Raw genomic sequence first — 20,770 nt, forward strand, 5'->3', positions numbered from 1 at the left:
CCAGGACAGGCGCACCCACCCGGGCGCCATGTGTTCCGTGAGCCCGCACGAGGCTGAGGACCCGCCGCTCCGGCGCCGAAAGCGGCGGCGGGGCGGCCCGGGCCCGGGACTCAGGGGCCCGAAGGGGCTGTGCGATGGCTTCGCAAACGTGACCCGGGAGCCTTGACGACAAAGTTGTGAGCGTTAACAATCGTCTCACGCCAGGCCGGAACAGCCTGGTCGGGCAGTGCACCCCCCAGCGGCCGGCGTAGGCCCCGCCGCCCGGGAACCCGCCGGGCCACCCGGGCCAGGCCCCCTCACCGCGCCGCGTCCCGGCGCTCCACTGGAGGAAACGTGCGAAGAATCTCGACAGGTGTGGTTGTGACAGTGCTCGGCCTGACCCTGGCGGCCTGCGGCCAGAGCGCGAACGGCGTCGGGAGCGAGGCGGACGCGGGCGGCGCCAAGGGGGGCCTGGTCGGGATCGCCATGCCGACGAAGTCCTCCGAGCGCTGGATCAACGACGGCACCAACATGGTCAAGCAGTTCCAGGCCAAGGGCTACAAGACGGATCTGCAGTTCGGCGACAATGTCGTCGAGAACCAGGTGGCCCAGGTCGAGAACATGATCACCAAGGGCGCCAAACTGCTGGTCATCGCTCCGATCGACGGCTCCTCGCTCAGCGACGTGCTGCAGAAGGCAGCCGACGCGAAGATCCGGGTCATCTCCTACGACCGCCTCATACGTGGCACCGGGGACGTCGACTACTACGCCACCTTCGACAATTACAAGGTCGGCGTCCTGCAGGCCACGTACATCGCCGACCGGCTCGGCCTCCAGGACGGCAAGGGCCCCTTCAACGTCGAGCTCTTCGCCGGATCACCGGACGACAACAACGCCGCGTTCTTCTACCAGGGCGCCATGAGCGTCCTCCAGCCCCACATCGACGCCAAGCGGCTCGTCGTCCGGAGCGCCCAGACCGAATTCACCCAGGCAGCCACCCTGCGGTGGGACGGCGGCGTCGCCCAGTCCCGGATGGACAACCTGCTCAGCAAGGCCTACACGTCCGCCACCGTCGACGCGGTGCTCTCGCCCTACGACGGCATCTCGATCGGCGTCGTGTCGTCCCTCAAGGGAGTCGGCTACGGCGGCGCGGGCAAGCCGCTGCCCATCGTCACCGGCCAGGACGCCGAGCTCGCCTCCGTGAAGTCCATCATCGCCGGCGAACAGACTCAGACCGTGTACAAGGACACCCGCGAACTCGCCAAGGTGGCCGTGCAGATGGGTGACGCTCTGCTCACCGGTCACCAGCCCGAGGTCAACGACACCAAGCAGTACGACAACGGGGTGAAGGTCGTGCCCTCCTATCTGTTGCAGCCCGTCAGCGTAGACAAGGAGAACTACCAGAAGCTGCTCGTCGACTCCGGGCAGTACACCGCCGACCAGCTGAAGTAGCCGCCACCGGGCCCACCCACCGGGGCCGAAGAGCCGGTGATGCGGCGCAGCCCCGACCGGTCCGCCGCATCACCCCAGTCGAACGGACTCACCACCATGGCCGAACCCGTCCTCGAGATGCGTTCGATCAGCAAGTCCTTCCCCGGCGTCAAGGCGCTGTCGGACGTCAACCTGACCGTCGCCGCCGGCGAGGTCCATGCCATCTGCGGCGAGAACGGGGCAGGCAAGTCCACCCTGATGAAGGTGCTCAGCGGCGTGCACCCGCACGGTTCCTACGAAGGCGAGATCCGGTTCCAGGGCGAACCGTGCACCTTCGGCGACATCCGGTCCAGCGAGCGCCGCGGCATCGTGATCATCCATCAGGAACTTGCGCTCGTCCCCTACTTGTCCATCGCAGAGAACATCTTCCTCGGCAACGAGCACGCCTCGCGGGGCTTCATCAGCTGGCATCGGACGCTCACCCACGCCCGGGCCCTGCTCGAACGCGTCGGCCTGCCGGACAACCCGCAGACCCGCGTCGCGGACATCGGCGTGGGCAAGCAGCAGCTCGTCGAGATCGCCAAGGCCCTTGCGAAGGAGGTCAGGCTGCTGATCCTGGACGAACCCACGGCCGCGCTCAACGACGAGGACAGCCGCAAACTGCTCGATCTCATCATCGAGCTCAAGGCCCAGGGCATCGCCTGCATCGTCATCTCGCACAAGCTGAACGAGATCGCGCGCGTCGCCGACGCCGTGACCATCCTGCGCGACGGCCGGACCATCGAGACCATCTCGGTCGACGCCGAGGGCATCTCCGAGGACCGCATCATCCGCGGGATGGTCGGCCGCGACCTGGAGCACCGCTATCCCGAGCGCACCCCGGACATCGGCGAGGTCGCGCTGACGGTCGAGGACTGGACCGTCCTGCACCCGATCGACGTGCACCGCAGGGTGGTCGACGGAGCGTCGATCACGGTCCGGCGCGGCGAGATCGTCGGCATGGCGGGCCTGATGGGCGCAGGCCGGACCGAGCTCGCGATGAGCGTCTTCGGGCGCTCCTACGGACGCCACACCGGCGGCCGGGTCCTGCTCGACGGCAAGGAGATCCGTACGCGTACGGTCCCCGAGGCGATCTCCCACGGCCTCGCGTACGTGACCGAGGACCGCAAGCACCTCGGGCTCAACCTCTCGGAGGACATCCGCCGCAACATCTCGCTGAGCGCGCTCGGCAAGGTCTCCCGCCGGGGCTGGGTGAACCAGCACGAGGAGACGCGCGTCGCCGAGGGGTACCGCCGCACCATGAACATCAAGGCGCCCTCGGTGTTCGCGGAGACCGGCAAGCTCAGCGGCGGGAACCAGCAGAAGGTCGTCCTCAGCAAGTGGATCTTCTCCGAGCCCGAAGTGCTCATCCTCGACGAGCCCACCCGGGGCATCGACATCGGTGCGAAGGCCGAGATCTACGCGGTGATCGCCGAGCTGGCGGCCCAGGGCAAGGCCGTACTGGTGATCTCTTCGGAACTGCCGGAGCTGCTCGGCCTGTGCGACCGCATTTACACCATGGCCGAGGGGCGCATCACCGGCGAGACGACCCGAGCGGACGCGACCCAGGAATCCCTCATGCGCCTGATGACCGTGGGCGCCGCAATCCAGAACGAGCAGGTGTGACGCATGACCCAGATCCAGAGCCCCGCCATCGATGCCGCGGCTACCGCCCCTGGCGGGAACAAGGACACCAGCACGCCTGAAGGTCCGCGCGTCCTCCTCGCGCACCTCCTGCGCGGCAACATCCGGCAGTACGGCATGCTCGTCGCGCTGGCGCTGATCATCGTGCTGTTCCAGGTCTGGACCGACGGAACACTGCTCAAACCGCTCAACGTCACCAATCTGATCCAGCAGAACGGCTACATCCTCATCCTGGCCATCGGGATGATGATCGTCATCATCGCCGGCCACATCGACCTGTCGGTGGGGTCCCTGGCCGCCTTCGTCGGCGCCGCGGCCGCGGTGATGATGGTGCACCACGACATCCCCTGGCCCGTGGCCGCCGCCGCCGCGCTCCTCATCGGGGCCGCGGCAGGAGCATGGCAGGGCTTCTGGATCGCCTACGTGGGCATCCCGTCGTTCATCGTGACCCTCGCGGGGATGCTGCTCTTCCGGGGCGGGACGCAGATCCTGCTCCAGGGCCAGTCGGTGGCCCCCTTCCCCCGGGGTTTCCGCCAGATCAGCAGCGGCTTCCTGCCTGAGGCCGGACCGCACACGAACTACCACAACCTCACCCTGCTGCTCGGACTCGGCGTGCTCGCGCTGGCCGTCGTGCAGGAGGTGCGAGGCCGCCGGCAGGCCGCCGCCTACGGACTGCGGCTGCTGCCGATGGGCTTCTTCCTCGTCAAGCTGGCGGCGATCGCCACCGCGGTGTCGGTCTTCACCCTGCTGCTCGCCAGCTACCACGGCTTCCCGATCGTGCTGCTCATCCTGGGCGTGCTCCTGGTCGCCTTCGGCTACGTGATGCGCAACTCCGTCCTGGGCCGTCACACGTACGCCATCGGTGGCAACGAGCCCGCCGCCAGGCTGTCCGGCGTCAAGAGCAAGCGGATCGTCTTCCTCGCCTTCGTCAACATGGGCGTCCTGGCGGCGCTGGCCGGACTGGTCTTCGCCGCCCGTCTCAACGCGGGGACGCCGCAGGCGGGCATCAACTTCGAGCTGGAGGCGATCGCGGCGGCCTTCATCGGCGGCGCTTCGGCGTCCGGCGGTGTCGGCACCGTACTCGGCGCGATCATCGGTGGGCTCGTGCTGGGCGTGCTGAACAACGGGATGTCGCTCGTGGGCATAGGCACGGACTACCAGCAGGTCATCAAGGGCCTCGTTCTGCTGGCGGCGGTCGGTTTCGACGTATGGAACAAGCGCAAGGCCGGCTCCTGAGAGACGCGACCGACGACGGACGGAAGCGCACCGCCCCGGCCGCCGCGCCCACGCTGCGTGCGAGGTGTTCAATGAGATCAGGGGCGCCGCCGATCCCAGCCGGAGTGAGAAACCAGTGAGCGACAACGGCCCGGGAGATCCCGTCGCAGCAGCGGACTTCCCCACGGCTGTGCTGGTACTCGATTCCGCCGGCAGGGTCCTGACCGGCACACGCTCGGCGGCGGCTCTCCTGGGCGCTCCTCAGGTCGGCGGTCCCCACACCGGTCAGCTCGACGCGGACGTGCTCTTCGAGGATGTCGACCTGTGGGCCCGGCTCATCGCCGGAGCTGTCGGAGGTGCCCAGCGTCGCGCCCGCGCACGACTGCGGCGGGCGGACGGCGGGCACCTGGATGCCGACGTCGACATCATCACCCTGATGGAGGGCTCGTCGGCGCGGTTCCTGCTGCGCCTGCGGCCCGCAGATCCGGCCGACTCGGTACCGGTCGCCGTCGCCGGAGACGTCCGCCGGTCGCCCCCTGCGCCCCCCGCTGACCAGCGCTCCGCCGAACGGCAGGCGCTGCTCAACGCGGCCGCCGCGGAGATCGGCAGCTCCCTGGACATGGTGCGCGACGCCGAGCAGCTGGTGGACGTGCTCGTCCCCGCGTTCGCCGACCTCGCGGCCATCGACCTCACCCGACCCGTGCTGCTCGGCGAGGAGCCCGGAGAGCTGGTCGCCGCAGCGCCGATGCGGCGCGTCGCCGTGCGGGCCGCCGACGGGCGGTGGCCGGCCGAGAGCCACTGCGTAGGCGACACCATCCGCCTCGGCAACGTCGAGAGCTCCCACCTGCGCGGGGGCTCGGCGTTCTTCATCCCCGACCTGACCGAGCTGCGCGCGGTGCTCGCCGGAGAGGAGGAGCGCGTACGGCTGATGCTCCCGCCTCGGTCGGCCTCTCTCATGCTGGTCCCGTTGAGAGCACGCGGCTCGGTGCTCGGCGCCCTGGTCCTGTGGCGTACCGCAGAGCGCCGCCCTTTCGACCAGGAGGACGCGGTCCTCGCGGAGGAGATCGGCTCCCGGGCCTCGCTCAGCATGGACAACGCCCGCCGGTACACCCGTGAGCGCCGTACCGCGGAAACTCTGCAGCGCAGTCTCCTGCCCAGGCCGGTCATGGACGTCACCGGCGCCGAGACCTCGGGGGTCCACGTGGCCGGCGCCACGACCGCGGCCGTCGGCAGCAGCTGGTTCGACGTGATCCAACTCCCCTCCACACGACTTGCGTTCGTCATGGGCACGGTCGAAGGACGCGGCCTCGACGCCACGGCCGCGATGGGGCGACTTCGGTCGGCGGTGCAGACCCTGGCCGATCTCGATCTCAGTCCGGACGAACTACTGGCCCACCTGGACGACCTCGTCGTACGTTTCATCGAGGACGACGACCGCCAGGAACCGGCCGCGGGGGCGCCCAGCGCGCTGACCGGTGCCACGTGTCTCTACGCCACTTACGATCCGGTGTCCCGTACCTGCGTGCTCGCAGGCGCCGGCCACGCTCCGCCCGTGCTGGCCGCCCGGGGAGGCGCCGGGAGCGGCACGGTGACCTACCGTCCGGGCCCTGTCCTGGGCACCGGCGGGCAGCCGTTCGAACCGGTGGAGCTGCGCCTGGGAGCCGGCGATGTGCTCGTCTTCTGCGGTGGCGCGCTCGCCAAGGGCACCGACCGCTCCGAGCGGCAGCGGGGGGTGATCGGTGCAGGGGCGCGGGAGGGCGCTGACCGTGGGCTGCCGGTCAACCAGGTCGGGCGCGGCATCCTGGGCGCCCTGGCGAGCGAGCCGACGCTCGACGAGCTCGCCCTGCTCGTGGTGCGGGTCAGGGAGGTGTCCGCCGACGCCACCGCCGTGTGGGAGCTGCCCGCCGACCCCTCTCTCGTCGGGCGGGCCCGCCGGCTCGTCTCGGACCAGCTGACCGCTTGGGAACTGGAGGATCTGGTGTTCACCACGGAGCTGATCGTCAGCGAGTTGGTCACGAACTCCATCCGGTACGCGGGCGGCCCGGTCGGTCTGCGGCTGATCAAGGACCGCGTGCTGATCTGCGAGGTCTCCGATCCGGCGCAGACGCAGCCGCATCTGCGCCGGGCGCAGCTCACCGACGAGGGCGGCCGCGGCCTGTTCCTCGTCGCACAGCTCACCCACCGCTGGGGCAGCAGGTACACGGCGGCCGGCAAGACCATCTGGACGGAACAGCTCATGGGTTGACGGAGCCGAGGCCGTACGGTGCGGCGCCGTCGGCGACCGGGACGCCGAAGTGGGGAGTGCCGTCGGCATTCCAGTACAGCTTCTGGATACGCGTACGGCGGTTGGGGTCGTTCAGCGGGTCGCCGGAGATGTCCTTGTAACCGCGGTCGTGGTAGACGAGGACATCGCTCCTGCCGTCCTCGGTCTTGGTGAAGGAGTTGTGTCCCGGCCCGTACTGGCCGGTGGCGGTGTTGCTGGTGAAGACCGGGGTCGGGCTCTTGGTCCACGCGGCCGGGTCCAGGAGGTTGCCCGACGCCGATGCGGAGAGCAGGCCGAGGCAGTAGTTGCTGTCCGTGGCGGAAGCGGAGTAGCTGAGGAACACCCTGCCCGCGTGCTCGATGAGGGCGGGAGCCTCGTTCACCTTGAAGCCGGCCGTCTCCCAGGAGTGGGTGGGAACCGTCAGACGGGTCGGTGTGCCGGAGATGGTCCAGGGGTTCGCCATCCTGGCGATGTACACGTTCGAGTTGGTGGCGATGGCCGGATCCTTCTGCGCCCAGCTGAGGTAGCGGATGCCGCCCACCACGAAGGTGGTGGCGTCCAGCGCGAAGGTGTCCATGGGCGTGGCGATCCGCCCCTTCTCGGTCCAGCCGCCGGTCAGCGGATTGGCCGCGGAGCTCTCCAGCACGTACATCCGGATCTTCCAGATGTCGTCGCTCCGGCCGGCGGCGAAATAGACGTACCACTTGCCGTTGACGAAGTGGATCTCGGGGGCCCAGATGTGGGCCCCCATCTCACCGGTGGCGTGCCTGGTCCAGATCACGGTCTCCGGCGCGGTCGACAGTCCCTGGAGGGTGGTGGCGCGGCGCAGGACGATGCGGTCGTACTCGGGGACGGTGGCCGTGAAGTAGTAGTAGCCGTCGGTGTGCTTGAGGATCTGGGGGTCCGCACGCCGCTCGGCCAGCGGGTTGGTGTAGGCGGCGGGGCTGTGCGGGCCCGCCAGGGCGTGGGCGGGGAGTGGCAGTACGACGCCGGTGAGCAGGGCCGCCACGGCCGCGAGGACGCGGCCGTACAGGAGTGTTCCGGTCATGTCTTCTCCTCTTCCGTACGGAGTCGCCGGGTCAGCCGGTCCGGAGCTGCCACTCCTGGCAGGGGCCGGCGAGCCGGGTCCACTGGCGGACTTCCGTGCCGTCGCGGGTGCCGCAGTCGGCGACGTCGGCGACCTTCCCGCTGTGTGCGTTCTCCAGCCGCAGCAGGCCGCCGGCGCCGGCGATGAGCCGGAACCGCTGGCAGGCGTTGTCCAGCCAGGTCCACTGGCGCAGCTCCGCTCCGTCGGCCGTGGAGCAGTCCGCCACGTCGAGCACCTTGCCACTGGCCGCGTTGGTCAACCGGCTCGTGTCGTCCCCCTGGTCCTCGAAGCGCCATTTCTGCGCGGCGCTGCCGTTGCACGACCACAGCCTCACGTCCGCTCCGTCGGCGGAGGACCCGTTCGCCAGGTCCAGGCACTTACCGCTGTGGGGGTTCACCAGCGTGTATGCGGCGGGGGCGGTCCCCGTCTCGCCCGCCGGGGCGGGCAGGGGCGTTCCGGCGGCGACCGGACTGCCGAAGTCCGGTGTGCCGTCCGGGCGCCAGGTGAACTTCTGGGCCCGTGTGGTGCGCCTGTTGTCGCAGCCGCCTGCGGTGGTGTCGTTGGCGTGGTAGACGAGCCAGTTCTCCCTTCCGTCCGGGGAGGTGAAGAACCCGTTGTGGCCCGGCCCGTACACCCCTGCCGCGTCGCTGCGCTGGAACACCGGGGCGGGTGCCTTGGTCCACGACGCGGCGCTGAGCGGGTCTGCGCCGGTGAGCTCCAGCCGGCCCAGCTTGTAGTCCGGCGTGTTGCAACTGGAGGCGGAGTAGGTGAGGAACGTCCGGCCTTCGTGGTACAGCGGCTCGGGGCCCTCGTTGACCGATCCGCCTTGGCCCTCCCAGCTCAGGGTGGGACTGGAGATGACCCTGAACGGACCGCTGAGGGTGTAGGGGTTGCTGAGCGGAGCGATCACCAGGCTCTGCCGGCTGCCGTTGACGAAGCCGCTGCCCAGCAGGTACAGCCTCTCGCCGACCCGCAGCAGGCTCGCGTCGATCAGCCATCCGCCGGGTACCAGGTTGGCGCCGGTCAGGATGTTCTTGTAGGTGTACGGGCCCATCGGATCGCTGCCGGCGCTCTGCAGCACGTGGGTGCGCTGCGAGTCGCAGCAGGCGGACCCTGCCTGCGCGGCCGAGTAGTAGAGGTACCAGCGCCCGTCGACGAAGTGCATCTCCGGCGCCCAGATGTTGGTGCTGCGCGAGGGGGTGTCGTCGGACCACACCCGTACGCTCGGGGCGGTGGAAAGACCTTCCAGAGTCGGCGACTTGCGCATCGTGATCTCGCCGGTGAAGGTCGAGGCGACCAGGTGGTAGTTGCCCGCGTGGTACTGCAGCCAGGGGTCGGCGCCCTTCTGGACCTTCACCGGGTTGGTGTACGTCCGGCCGGCTGCGGCCTCGGCAGGGCCGCCGGCGACCGCCGTGGTCGGGAGCAGCGCCAGCAGGACGACCGACAGGGCGATCCAGAGCGGCGGACGGGAAGGTCGTAGTGCGGTACGGCGTAACGCGGTGCGGCGCGAGCGGAAGTGGATCACGTGTGTCCCTTCTGAACGGCGGGCGCGGAGGTGGCAGGCTCAGAAACCCTGCGCCAGCCGGTGGTAGGCCTGGTTCCAGCGCATCTCCTGCGTGAACCGGCGGATGCCGGTGTCCCCGTCGATGACCAGCAACTCCGTGCCGAGCATGTCGGCGAGGTCACCCAGTTCCTCGGTGCCCACGGCGCTCGACAGCACGGTGTGGTGCGGGGCTCCGGCGATCAGCCAGGCTTCGGTCGAGGTCCGCAGGTCCGGCCGGGGCCGCCACACGGCTCGGGCCACCGGCAGGTTCGGCAGGGGCTCGGCGGGCTCGACCAGGTCGATCTCGTTGGCGACCAGGCGGAACCGGTCGCCCATGTCGGCGAGCCCGACGACCACCGCCGGACCGGTGTGCGCGTCGAAGACCAGGCGGACGGGATCCTCCCGGCCGCCGATCCCCAGCGGGTGGACCTCGCAGGAGGGAACCGCGGCCGCGATCGTCGGGCAGACCTCCAGCATGTGCGCGCCGAGGATCAGCTCCCTGCCGGGTTCCAGGTGGTAGGTGTAGTCCTCCATGAAGGACACCCCGCCGGGCAGCCCCTGTGCCATCACCTTGAGCGTGCGCAGCAGGACCGAGGTCTTCCAGTCCCCCTCGCCGCCGAAGCCGTACCCGTCGGCCATCAGACGCTGCACGGCCAGCCCCGGCAGTTGCCGCAGGCCCCCGAGGTCCTCGAAGTTGGTGGTGAAGGCACGGAAGCCGCCTTCGGTGAGGAACGCGCGCAGGCCGAGCTCGATGCGCGCGGCGTAGCGCAGCGAGGCGTGGCGGTCCCCGCCCGACCGCAGTTCGGGTGCGACCCGGTAGGTGTCCTCGTACTCCTTGACGAGCTCGGTGACATCGGCCTCCGCGGCGCCGTCGACGGTCTCGACGAGGTCGTTGACCCCGTACGTGTTGACGGAGACGCCGAAGCGCAGCTGCGCCTCCACCTTGTCGCCTTCGGTGACGGCGACGTCCCGCATGTTGTCGCCGAAGCGGGCCAGGCTGAGGCCGCGCAGTTCGCCCCGCCCCGCGGCCGCCCGGACCCACGAGGCGATGCGGGCGGCCACGGACGGGTCGCTGACGTGACCCGCGACGGTCTTGCGGGTCACGCCGATGCGGGACTGAATGTAGCCGAACTCCCGGTCGCCGTGCGCCGCTTGGTTGAGGTTCATGAAGTCCATGTCGATGGACGACCAGGGCAGGGCCACGTTGGCCTGGGTGTGGAGGTGGAGGAGGGGTTTGCGCAGCGCGTCGAGCCCGGCGATCCACATCTTGGCCGGGGAGAACGTGTGCATCCAGGCGATCAGCCCGATGCAGGCGTCGTCGGAGTTCGCCTCCAGGCAGACGCGGCGGATCGCCTCGGCGTCGGTGAGGACGGGCTTCCAGACGATCCGGACGGGGATGCCGGGGTCGCCCTGGAGGGCTTCGGCTATCTGCTGGGACTGCCGGGCCACCTGGCGCAGGGTCTCCTCCCCGTAGAGGGACTGGCTGCCGGTCAGGAACCACACTTCGCGGTCTTCGAGCGTTGCCACGGGAAAGCTCCTCATCGGCCGGCCTGCTGTCCGTACACGTTCTGGTAGCGGTGGTTCAGTGCGTCGATGTCGCCCTGCGCGAGGGGCAGCGGCTCCCCGAGCTGGCGTGAGATGTGGACCGTGCGGGCTACGTCCTCGCACATCACGGCCGCCTTGACCGCTGCCTTGGCGTCCTTGCCGACGGTGAAGACCCCGTGGCTCTTCATCAGGACGGCGGGCGAGCGGTGTCCGCGCAGCGTCTCGACGATGCCCCGGCCGATGGAGTCGTCCCCGATCAGCGCGAAGGGGCCGACCGGGATCTCGGCTCCGAACTCGTCGGCCATGGCGGTCAGCACGCAGGGGACGGCCTCGCCGCGCGCCGCCCAGGCGCAGGCGTAGGTGGAATGGGTGTGCACCACCCCCGCCACCTGCGGCATGTGCCGGTAGACGTAGGCGTGCGCGGCGGTGTCGGAGGAGGGGGCGTAGTCGCCTTCGACCACTCCCCCGTCCAGGTCGCAGACGATCATCCGCTCGGGGGTCAGGTCCTCGTAGGGGACCCCGCTGGGTTTGATCACCATCAGGTCCTCACCCGGTACACGGGCGGAGACGTTCCCGGCCGTCCAGACGACGAGGCCGTAGCGGACCAGTTCCTGGTGCAGGTCGCTGACCTCGCGGCGCAGCTGCTCGATGGGTGACGTCATGAGCGGTTCAGGGCCTCTCGGTCGGGGAGGGCGGGGCGGCGGGGCTCGGGGCCGTGAGGGCTGCGTTGCGCAGGGCACGCAGCCGGTGCAGCTGCTTGTCGGGGCCGGTGCCGAAGTGGTCGTGCAGGGCGCAGTACTCCGCGTACAGCGCGTCGTAGGCGTCGGCCCGGCCGGGGTCCGGCAGGTAGGCGGACCGCTGGACGCGGCCCATGGCCGCCGCGGCGGCGCGTACGTCAGGGTGTGCGCCGGCGGCGACGGCCGCGTGGATGGCGGCGCCGAGGGCCGGGCCCTGGGCGGAGGCCGCGAGGGACACCGGGCGGCGGAGCACGTCGGCGTAGATCTGCATCAGCAGGGCGTTCCTCTTCAGGCCGCCGGTGACGATGAACTCGTGCACCGGTACCCCGCCCCGCTCCAGGGCGTCGACGATGGTGCGGGTGCCGAAGGCTGTGGCCTCCAGCAGGGCGCGGTAGACCTCCTCGGGCCGCGTCGCCAGGGTGAGCCCGACGATGACGCCGGAGAGGTGGTGGTCCACCAGGGTGGAGCGGTTGCCGTTCATCCAGTCGAGGGCGACCAGGCCGTGACCACCGACGGGCTGGCCGGCGCACTTGCGGGTCAGCAGCTGGTGCAGGTCCTCGCCGCGGGCATCGGCTTCCGCCTGGTAACCGGCCGGGACGCCCTGGGCGAGCCACCAGGCGAAGATGTCGCCGACGGCGCTCTGTCCCGCCTCGTAGCCGTACGCGCCGTCGACGATCCCGCCGTCCACGACGCCGCAGATGCCGGGAACGTCGGCCAGCGCGGCGCCGTTCACCACGTGGCAGGTGGAGGTGCCCATGACCGCGAGCAGCCGGCCGTTCTCGACTGCCTGGGCCGCGGCGGCAGCGACGTGGGCGTCGACGTTGCCGACGGCGACCGCGATGCCCTCGGGGAGGCCCGTCCAGGCGGCGGCCTCGGCGGTGAGCGAGCCGGCCCGGGAGCCCAGCGGGGAGAGCGGATGCTCCAGGCGGGTACGGGCGAAGTCCCCGAAGTCCGGGTGCAGGGCGGCGAGGTAGTCCTCGCTCGGGTACCTGCCGTCCTGGTGGATGCCCTTGTAGCCGGCAGTGCAGGTGTTGCGGGTCTCGGTGCCCGTGAGCTGCCAGACGATCCAGTCGGCCGCCTCGATCCAGCGCTCGGTCGCCGCGTACGTCTGCGGGTCCTCCTCCAGTACCTGCAGCGCCTTCGCGAACTGCCATTCGGCGGAGATCCTGCCGCCGTAGCGGGCGATCCACTTCTCGGCGCGCAGGTGGGCCAGGTCGTTGATCCGATCGGCCTGCCCCTGGGCGGCGTGGTGCTTCCAGAGCTTGGGCCAGGCGTGGGGGCGGTGGCCCAGGCCGGTCTCGGAGAGCGGCCTTCCGTCCCGCCGCACGGGCAGGACCGTGCAGGCGGTGAAGTCGGTCGCGATGCCGATGACGAGCCCGGGGTCCACTCCCGCGGAGGCGACGGCGTCCGGGACGGCGGTGCGCAGCACCTCGCGCCAGTCGTCGGGGTGCTGGAGCGCCCAGTCGGGCGGCAAGGCTACCCCGGTGGTGGGCAGTTGGCGGTCGATGACGCCGTGGCGGTACTCATGGACGGCGGTACCGACGTCCTCGCCATCGTGCACCCGAACCACCACGGCACGGCCGGACAGCGAACCGAAGTCGACGCCGACGACGTAGCGCACGGCGTCCCGGTCGGCCGGAGAGCGAGACGAGGTCACGTTCACATCCTTTGTACGGAGCCCAGCGCCCCGCAATGACCACCGGGCGACGGAGGGGGCGGCGGGCATGGTCCGCCTTGGGTCGATTGTTAACGCTCACAATTGGCCGGGGCAAGGGCTCCCGTCTACAGCGTTACCCAATCTTGACTGACGACCTCAGTGCGTCCGGAGCATCCGAGGGGCCCTTGACCAGCGCAGATGCCGGGGCCCTTCTGGATCCGGGCCCGCATTCCGGTCTAGCGCGGCGCGCGGCCCGAGCTGCGACGCAGGACGATTTCCGTGGGCACCAGGACGTGCCTGCCCGGGGACTCCGGCGACCCGGCGCGCCCCCTGCCGGCCGCCGCACCGCTCGGGCGGCCGCTCCGGGTCACCTCGTCTACCAGCAGCTCCAGCGCCCGCCTGCCCAGTTCACCGAAGTCCTGACGGACCGTCGTCAGCGGCGGGGCGAAGTACGCGGCTTCGGCGATGTCGTCGAAACCGACCACACTGATGTCCCCCGGGATGGCCCGACCCGCTTCGTGCAGCGCGCGCAGCAGCCCCAGCGCCAGGTGGTCGTTTGCACAGAACACCGCGGTGACTGCGGGGTCCGCGGCCAACCGGAGGCCCGCCTGGTAACCGCCGCGGGCACTCCAGTCCCCGGGGTGGGCCTCGGGCACCGGGGCTCCCGCCGCCTCGAGGGCCTTGCGCCAGCCGGCCTGCCGAGTCGCGGTCTCCAGCCAGCCCGGCGGGCCGGCAATATGGTGGACCGTGGCGTGCCCGAGGTCCAGCAGGTGCCGCGTGACGGCTTCGGCCCCCGCCTCGTTGTCGACCGAGACCGTGGGTACGGGCGAACCGCTGCCGGCCCCGACCGCGACGACGGGCACCGCCGTGGACAGCTGGGCGACCGCGCTCACCGCCGTCGTCTGCGGCGCGATCACCACGATGCCTTCGACACCCTGGTCCCGGAGCCGGTCCACAGCCTCCTGCACCGAGCGCGTGTCCAGTGACCGGAGGCTCGCCACACTGACGAAATAGCCCGCGCTGCGCGCGGCCTGCTCGATGCCGTCCAGCATGGAGGCCGGTCCGTAGAGGGCGCTGCCGAAACTGACCACGCCGAGCGTCTGGGACCGACGGGTCACCAGGGTTCGGGCCGCCACATTGGGGCGGTAGTCCAGCTCGCGAATGGCCGCCAGCACCCGCTCTCGCGTGCCGGGCCGGACGTGGGGCGCGCCGTTGAGCACCCGCGACACCGTCTGATGTGAAACACCGGCGACGCGCGCGACATCGGCCATCACAGGCTGGCGTGGCTCAGACTGTTCCGTACTTCCCGTTCCCACTGAGAGCCCTCTCGTCGACGAAGCCCGCGGCGGCTGACCCGGGCCCTGGTGCGCGCACCGGTATCGCGGTGGTGTCTGCACGAGGACGCCACGAAGGTGAGTGTAATTGTTCACGATCACAGGGCTCGGCCCTGGAGGTGCAGCGGGACGGGCCCGGTCGCGAAGGGGGCCGCCGGAGGGCTTTCGCCCGTGTGCAGGGCGACAGCGGCCAGGCGATCACGCTGCTTCCACCTCCCCCTGCAACTGAACGATCACGCGCCTGCCCCCGAGCACACCGCTTCGCCCAACAGGGACGACGTCCGACATCAGCGGAGCCCCGAGAGCGGCAGGCAGGAAGGCACGGACCCACGTCGTACTCACGCCCGGACAACGGCCCAGGCCGGGTCACAGGCACGGAGCACGGCACCCGCCGGCCCGCAGCCCGGTCCCCGCACCCTCGGGGCCGGGCCGCACGCGTGCACGTAGACGGACCGGGCGACGTCGTCAGCCGGCGCCCGGGCCTTCGAAGGGGTTGCGGGACCGCTCCCGCCTGCGGCGCTGTTCCAGCATCCTGTCCACCGCCTTGCGGACCGGGCCTTCCCGATCCCCTGTCCACTGCGGCTCATCACCGCGCCTGTTCTCCTGGTACCGCTGCGCTCCGGCGACAGCGGTTTCCCGCCACTTGTCCACCGACCACCACAGCCTCGTATAGGGCGCCACGCGGGCCGTACGGACTCCCAGGGCCCTCCACTGTTCCGGCGTGTAGCTCTTGACCTGCGCGGTCCTCTCCAGCTCGCGCAGCAGGCCGAGCACCGCTTCCACTTCCACCGAGGCCGGCGACGCACCGTCACCATGTCCGGCCATCGCATCGACCCGCTCGGCGACTTCCTCCGCGGTCGACGGAAGTCCCGGCGACTCCACGGCCGCGAGGACTTCCTCCTTGCTCGGACCGTGGGTCCGCCGGTCCTCCCCGCTCGTCCCCACGCTCACTCGACCCTTTCCAGGAACGGGACGATCGCATCGAGGAAGTGCTCGTTCCGATCGCCGGCCACCATGTGCCCGGCGCCGAGGACATCGGTGCGCCGCGCGTGGGGAACCCTGCGGCAGAACTCCTCGGCGACGTCTTCGCGCACCACGTCGCTGATCCCGCCGCGGACGAGCAGGATCGGCACGTCGGCGTGGCGCGCGGCGTCGAGGAGACGCTCCGCCATGCCCGGCGGGTCCATCCGGCCCTCGAAGCTGTCCACCATCCGCGGGTCCCAGTGCCACACCCAGCGGTCGCCGTGGCGCCGCAGGTTGGTCCGTATCCCCTCGGGGTCGGACGGACGCGGGCGGTGCGGCTGGTGGGCGGACACCGCCGCGGCCGCCTCCCCCACGTCGGCGAATCCGTCCGGATGGCCGCGCATGAACGCGACGATCCGGCGGAACCCGCGGGGATCCGGTCGATGGGCGACGTCGACGAGCACCAGGGCGCGGATCGCCGCCTGCGGTGCCTCTCCGGCGGCGAGCAGCGAACCCAGGCCTCCGAGCGAGGCGCCGACGAGCACCGGCCGGCTACCGAGCTCGGCGACGATCGCCCGGACGTCCTCGGCGAACAGGTCGAGGGCGTAGTCTCCGTCGGCCGACCATGCGCTGGTGCCGTGCCCTCGCAGGTCCGGGGCGACGGCCCGCCACCCCAGCGCGGCCAGCCGGGGACCGGTCCGGTCCCAGGCGTGCCGCGTCTGGCCGCCGCCGTGCAGCAGGACGAGAGGGGGACAGGAGGCCTCGCCCCACACGTCCGCCGCGAGCCGGATCCCGCCGTGGCCCACGAAGTCCCGCGGCCGTGGCGGTGCGCCGGCCGTCATACCGCGCCCCCGGTTCGCAGCGGCGCCAGCAGCTGGTCGCGGTAAGGATCCGCAGCCGCCGCGGCGAGCGCGACGTCCAGCGCGAACAGGGCACGTGCGAGGAACCGGTCGTCATCGATCAGGGCGGCGACCCACTGGTGCAGTGCACCCACGCACGAGGCGCTGACCACGGCGGCCAGCGCGTCGGTGTCGACGTCGGCGTGCAGGAGACCCTGCGTCCGTGCGTCCGCCATCGCCCGGCGGAGCTGGACGAGCGGACTGCGGTCGAGTACGAGGCCGCTTTCCTCCCAGCTGCGCACCATGCGACGGGACACGACCGGGTCGCCGACGAAGAGCTGGACGGTCGACCTGACGACCTCCCGCGGGTCACCGGCTTCCAGCGCCGCCAGGCGGTCCTCGAGTTCGTCCGTGAACCCGTCGGCGAGGGCCTCCCAGATCTTCTCCCGCGGTCCGATCAGGTTGTACACGGTGGCCGGGGAGACCTCCGCTCGCTCGGCGATCCGCTCGGTAGTGACCACCGATTCCGGGCTCTCCCGCAGGAGTTCGCGCGTCGCGTCGAGAATCCGGACCCGTCTCCGGGCCTTGTGCCGCTCGCGCAGCCCTCCTCCGGCTGTCTGCACGCGCACGGTCTGCATGCCCACTCCCTCCCTGAAAACTTGGAGACTCTTCCAAATTTAGAGGTGCCTCCAGAGAGAGTCGGGCAAACCTGCGCGCAGGGGGGGTGACCGCGCGGGCGACCCTGACCGCGTCCGCCGTTGCCCGTACGTCGTGGACACGGACGGCCCGGACACCCTGGTGTGCGGCGATGGCTGACAGAGCGGCTGTTGCCGCGTCCCGTCGATGGGCCGGAGGCGGAGTCCCGTCCGCGTCCGCCAGGACGTGCCCGAGGAACCGCTTGCGGGAACCGGCGACCGGTACCGGCCGGCCCAGGGCGCGCAGGTCGGCCAGAGCGGCCACCAGGCCGAGGTCGTGCCGTGCTTCCTCGGCGAAGCCGAGTCCCGGGTCGACCACGAGCCGTTCCGGTGCGATGCCCGCGGCGACGGCGGCGTCGATGCGGTCGCGGAGCTCTGAGACGACCTCGGCCACCACGTCCCCGTAGACGGCACGGCTGTCCATGTCGTGACTGCATCCGCGCCAGTGCATCAGGACGATGGGGACGCCGCAGGCTGCCCCGGCCGGAATCATGGCGGGGTCGGCCAGGCCCCCGCTGACGTCGTTGACGAGGACCGCGCCCGCCTCGACCGCCCGCCGGGCGACGGCCGCGCGCAGGGTGTCGACGGACACCATGACGCCCTCGGCGGCCAGCCCCTGGACGACCGGGACGACCCGACGCAACTCCTCGTGCTCGTCGACGCGGGACGCGCCGGGACGGGTCGATTCGCCGCCGATGTCGACCGGGTCGGCGCCGTCGGCCACCAGGCTCGGGCCGCGCTTGATGGCCGCGGCCGTGTCGAACCAGTGGCCCCGTCGGAGAACGAGGCCGGGGTCACGTTGACCACGCCCATGACCGCGCAGCGGTCCCAGTCGGGCAGACCCTCGACGGCGCCCCGACGCCCCTCCGCGGCTGCCAGTTCAAGCTGAAGGCCGGCGACCAGGTCACCTTCACCTGGACCTCCTTCCAACCAAGCCACCCGGTGGCCGGTCGGGCGGCCTTCCGCACCGACCGGCTACCGGGCCTCCCGGGAAGGACGCGCCGGCGTGGCGCGTACGCCGCCCACTCGACGAGCCCGCGCGACCCTCTGGTGCGCATCACCGAGAAGCGCTTCCACTGAGGCCCTTACCCGGGCATCGTGACCCAGGTCGTCACTGTCCGCCCGGACCTGACCTATGACGGGCTGCGGCACGCGTTTGGCGGTCATCGTTCCCCCGGGGTCTGCTCGTTGAAGGTCCCTGGACACCGGACGAGTTGAAGGAGCATCCAAACACACCCCCCGGATGGGGACGCAACCGGGCCGGAACATCAGGAGACGGACGTTCCGGCCCGAATGCAGATCAGACGGTCGCGCTACCGGTCTCCGTACGGACCTCGCGAGCCGCGGCCACCAGGTTCTCCAGGGAGGCCCGGGTCTCCGTCCAACCACGGGTCTTCAGGCCGCAGTCGGGGTTGACCCAGAGCCGCTCGGCCGGGATCGCCTCCAGCCCCTTGCGCAGGAGAGCGGCCGCCTCGGCGGCCGAGGGGATGCGCGGGGAGTGGATGTCCCACACGCCGGGTCCGGCCTGGCGCGGGTAGCCGTGCTCGGCGAGCTCGGTCGCGACCTGCATGTGGGAGCGGGCCGCCTCCAGGCTGATGACGTCCGCGTCGAGGTCGTCGATGGCCCGGACGATGTCGCCGAACTCCGCGTAGCACATGTGGGTGTGGATCTGGGTCTCCGGCCGCACGCCCGAGGTCGTGAGGCGGAACGACTCGGTGGCCCACGCCAGGTAGGCCGCGTGCCCGTCGGCACGCAGCGGGAGTGTTTCGCGCAGGGCGGGCTCGTCGACCTGGATGACCGGGGTCCCGGCCGCCTCCAGGTCGTTGACCTCGTCGCGCAGGGCGAGGCCGACCTGGCGGGCGGTCTCCCCGAGGGGCTGGTCGTCGCGGACGAAGGACCAGGCGAGCATGGTGACGGGCCCGGTGAGCATGCCCTTGACCGGCTTGCTCGTCTGCGCCTGCGCGTACGTCGTCCAGCGGACGGTCATCGGTTCCGGGCGGGAGATGTCCCCGGCCAGGACCGGCGGCCGTACGTAGCGGGTGCCGTACGACTGCACCCAGCCGTGCTGGGTGGCGAGGTAGCCCGTCAGCTGCTCGGCGAAGTACTGGACCATGTCGTTGCGTTCGGGCTCGCCGTGCACGAGGACGTCGATGCCGGTCTTCTCCTGGAAGGAGAGCACCTCGCGGATCTCGTCCTCGATGCGCTCCTCGTACCCGGCGGTGTCGATCCGGCCGGCCCGCAGGTCGGCGCGGGCCACCCGCAGCTCGTCGGTCTGCGGGAACGACCCGATGGTGGTCGTCGGCAGCAGCGGCAATCCCAGGTGGGCCCGCTGGGTGGCGGTGCGATCGGCGTACGGCTGGGCGCGGCGGCCGTCCGCATCGGTGATCGCCTCAGTGCGTGCCCGGACCGCAGGGTCACGGGTGATCGGTGACGTGGCCCGAGCGGCCAGGTCGGCGCGATTCGCGGCGAGTTCGGCGGTGATCGCTCCGGCGCCCCGGGCAAGGCCACGGGCCAGCGTGGTGATCTCGACGGTCTTCTGCAGGGCGAAGGCGAGCCAGCGCCGGACCTGCGGATCGATGTCGCGCTCGACGGCCGCGTCCAGTGGGACGTGCAGCAACGAGCAGGACGCGGCGACGTCCACCCGGTCGGCCAGGCCGAGAAGAGTACCGAGGGTGCTCAGCGACTTCTGGTAGTCGTTGATCCAGATGTTGCGGCCGTTGACCACGCCCGCGACCAGCCGCTTGCCGGGCAGGCCGCCAACTGCGGCGAGGTCGGCGAGGTTGGCGGCGGCGCGGTCGGTGAAGTCGAGGGCGAGGCCCTCCACGGGCGCCTTCGCCAGGACGGGCAGGGCCTCGCCGAGGCGGTCGAAGTACGAGGCCACGAGCAGCTTGGGGCGCTCGGTCAGCGCGCCGAGCTCCCGGTAGGTGCGGGCGGCGACGCCCAGTTCGGCGGGGGTGCGGTCCTGGACCAGGGCCGGCTCGTCGAGCTGGACCCACTCGGCGCCGGCCGCGCGCAGCTCGGCCAGCACCTGGGCGTAGACGGGCAGCAGCCGGTCCAGGAGCGTGATCGGCTCGAAGTCGGCGGCAACGCCGGGCGCCGGCTTGGCAAGGAGGAGGTACGTCACCGGGCCGACGAGGACGGGGCGGGCGGGGTGGCCGAGGGTCAGGGCCTCCTTCAGCTCGGCGACCTGTTTGGCGGGGTCGGCCGTGAAGACGGTGTCAGGCCCGAGTTCGGGGACCAGGTAGTGGTAGTTGGTGTCGAACCACTTGGTCATCTCCAGCGGCGCGACGTCCTGGGTGCCGCGCGCCATCGCGAAGTACCCGTCCAGGGCGTCCGCGTCGACGGCGGCCCGGTGGCGGCCGGGGATCGCGCCGACCATGACCGTGGTGTCCAGGACATGGTCGTAGAACGAGAAGTCGCCGGTCGGAACCTCGCTGATGCCTGCCTCGGTGAGCTGGGCCCAGTTGGTGCGGCGCAGGTCGCGGGCGGTCTCCCGGAGGGCGTCGGCGGTGACGCGGCCCTTCCAGTAGCCCTCGACGGCCTTCTTCAGTTCGCGGTTCTGGCCCTGGCGGGGGTATCCGTACACGGTGGCCTGTACTGCCGCGGCTGCGGACTCGGTGGTCACGGAACTCTCCTTCGCGAGCGTGTCTCCATGGACCCGGTGGGGGCCGAGGGCGCGAGGGGGGTGCCGGAACGGGCGGACCGCCGGGGTCACGTACAGCTGGGTACGCGACGGGGAGGATCCGCCTGAAGCACGCCGACCCGCCCACGAGGTCACCGGGAAACCGCACACGGAATC

13 protein-coding genes and 2 pseudogenes are annotated in these 20,770 nt (G+C 71.0%); 4 read left to right on the forward strand and 11 right to left on the reverse strand.

Annotated elements, in window-relative coordinates:
• The first annotated feature begins 354 nt into the window (after positions 1-354).
• The 4 genes from chvE to ACGFZK_RS03475 all read left to right on the forward strand — a co-directional run bounded on the left by chvE (position 355) and on the right by ACGFZK_RS03475 (position 6,553).
• Positions 355-1,431, forward strand: a complete 1,077-nt coding sequence (chvE, locus tag ACGFZK_RS03460; RefSeq protein ID WP_393847136.1) for a multiple monosaccharide ABC transporter substrate-binding protein — start codon at positions 355-357, stop codon at positions 1,429-1,431.
• A gap of 96 nt (positions 1,432-1,527) precedes the next feature.
• Positions 1,528-3,075, forward strand: a complete 1,548-nt coding sequence (gene mmsA / locus ACGFZK_RS03465) for a multiple monosaccharide ABC transporter ATP-binding protein (protein ID WP_393847269.1) — start codon at positions 1,528-1,530, stop codon at positions 3,073-3,075.
• A 3-nt stretch (positions 3,076-3,078) separates the two neighbouring features.
• On the forward strand, positions 3,079-4,329 hold the full coding sequence (gene mmsB, locus ACGFZK_RS03470; RefSeq protein ID WP_393847137.1) for a multiple monosaccharide ABC transporter permease: 1,251 nt from the start codon (positions 3,079-3,081) through the stop codon (positions 4,327-4,329).
• Positions 4,330-5,053: 724 nt separating this feature from the next.
• Positions 5,054-6,553, forward strand: coding sequence for a SpoIIE family protein phosphatase (locus ACGFZK_RS03475; protein ID WP_393847270.1), 1,500 nt, complete (start codon positions 5,054-5,056; stop codon positions 6,551-6,553).
• On the opposite strand, the pseudogene ACGFZK_RS03480 reads toward ACGFZK_RS03475, so the two are convergent.
• From ACGFZK_RS03480 to metE, 11 genes and pseudogenes are all read right to left on the reverse strand, one after another.
• Positions 6,549-7,619: pseudogene (locus ACGFZK_RS03480) on the reverse strand (family 43 glycosylhydrolase); the annotation flags it as partial. The gene ACGFZK_RS03475 and the pseudogene ACGFZK_RS03480 sit on opposite strands and share 5 nt — an antisense overlap.
• A gap of 31 nt (positions 7,620-7,650) precedes the next feature.
• Positions 7,651-9,183, reverse strand: a complete 1,533-nt coding sequence (locus ACGFZK_RS03485; RefSeq protein WP_393847138.1) for a family 43 glycosylhydrolase — start codon at positions 9,181-9,183, stop codon at positions 7,651-7,653.
• 39 nt (positions 9,184-9,222) lie between these two features.
• Entirely contained in the window at positions 9,223-10,728 is a 1,506-nt protein-coding gene (gene araA / locus ACGFZK_RS03490; protein ID WP_393847139.1) for an L-arabinose isomerase, read from the reverse strand.
• Positions 10,729-10,739: 11 nt separating this feature from the next.
• A complete protein-coding gene (locus ACGFZK_RS03495) occupies positions 10,740-11,408 on the reverse strand; it encodes an L-ribulose-5-phosphate 4-epimerase (protein WP_393847140.1) in 669 nt (222 codons plus the stop codon).
• A gap of 7 nt (positions 11,409-11,415) precedes the next feature.
• Entirely contained in the window at positions 11,416-13,209 is a 1,794-nt protein-coding gene (locus ACGFZK_RS03500) for a ribulokinase (protein WP_393847141.1), read from the reverse strand.
• A 167-nt stretch (positions 13,210-13,376) separates the two neighbouring features.
• Entirely contained in the window at positions 13,377-14,411 is a 1,035-nt protein-coding gene (locus ACGFZK_RS03505; protein ID WP_393847142.1) for a LacI family DNA-binding transcriptional regulator, read from the reverse strand.
• Between the two features lie 528 nt (positions 14,412-14,939).
• A complete protein-coding gene (locus tag ACGFZK_RS03510) occupies positions 14,940-15,419 on the reverse strand; it encodes a hypothetical protein (protein WP_393847143.1) in 480 nt (159 codons plus the stop codon).
• 2 nt (positions 15,420-15,421) lie between these two features.
• A complete protein-coding gene (locus ACGFZK_RS03515) occupies positions 15,422-16,279 on the reverse strand; it encodes an alpha/beta fold hydrolase (RefSeq protein ID WP_393847144.1) in 858 nt (285 codons plus the stop codon).
• Positions 16,276-16,914 carry a TetR/AcrR family transcriptional regulator gene (locus tag ACGFZK_RS03520; protein WP_393847145.1) on the reverse strand — a complete coding sequence of 213 codons (639 nt, stop codon included), beginning with the start codon at positions 16,912-16,914 and terminating at the stop codon, positions 16,276-16,278. Before ACGFZK_RS03520 ends, ACGFZK_RS03515 begins: the two co-directional genes overlap by 4 nt.
• Before the next feature lie 88 nt (positions 16,915-17,002).
• Positions 17,003-17,784 (reverse strand): annotated as a pseudogene (folP, locus tag ACGFZK_RS03525) (dihydropteroate synthase); the annotation flags it as partial.
• 487 nt (positions 17,785-18,271) lie between these two features.
• A complete protein-coding gene (gene metE / locus ACGFZK_RS03530) occupies positions 18,272-20,596 on the reverse strand; it encodes a 5-methyltetrahydropteroyltriglutamate--homocysteine S-methyltransferase (protein WP_393847146.1) in 2,325 nt (774 codons plus the stop codon).
• Positions 20,597-20,770: the final 174 nt, after the last annotated feature.

This window comes from Streptomyces sp. NPDC048257 (assembly GCF_043201855.1).
GTDB lineage: Bacteria > Actinomycetota > Actinomycetes > Streptomycetales > Streptomycetaceae > Streptomyces.

Bases quoted from the DNA above. Each gene is read 5' to 3' on its own strand.
- mmsA (WP_393847269.1), top strand. From the start codon at position 1,528: ATGGCCGAACCCGTCCTCGAGATGCGTTCGATCAGCAAGTCCTTCCCC.
- mmsB (WP_393847137.1), top strand. From the start codon at position 3,079: ATGACCCAGATCCAGAGCCCCGCCATCGATGCCGCGGCTACCGCCCCT.
- ACGFZK_RS03475 (WP_393847270.1), top strand. From the start codon at position 5,054: ATGCGGCGCGTCGCCGTGCGGGCCGCCGACGGGCGGTGGCCGGCCGAG.
- ACGFZK_RS03495 (WP_393847140.1), bottom strand. From the start codon at position 11,408: ATGACGTCACCCATCGAGCAGCTGCGCCGCGAGGTCAGCGACCTGCAC.
- ACGFZK_RS03500 (WP_393847141.1), bottom strand. From the start codon at position 13,209: ATGCCCGCCGCCCCCTCCGTCGCCCGGTGGTCATTGCGGGGCGCTGGG.
- ACGFZK_RS03505 (WP_393847142.1), bottom strand. From the start codon at position 14,411: ATGGCCGATGTCGCGCGCGTCGCCGGTGTTTCACATCAGACGGTGTCG.
- ACGFZK_RS03515 (WP_393847144.1), bottom strand. From the start codon at position 16,279: ATGACGGCCGGCGCACCGCCACGGCCGCGGGACTTCGTGGGCCACGGC.
- ACGFZK_RS03520 (WP_393847145.1), bottom strand. From the start codon at position 16,914: ATGCAGACCGTGCGCGTGCAGACAGCCGGAGGAGGGCTGCGCGAGCGG.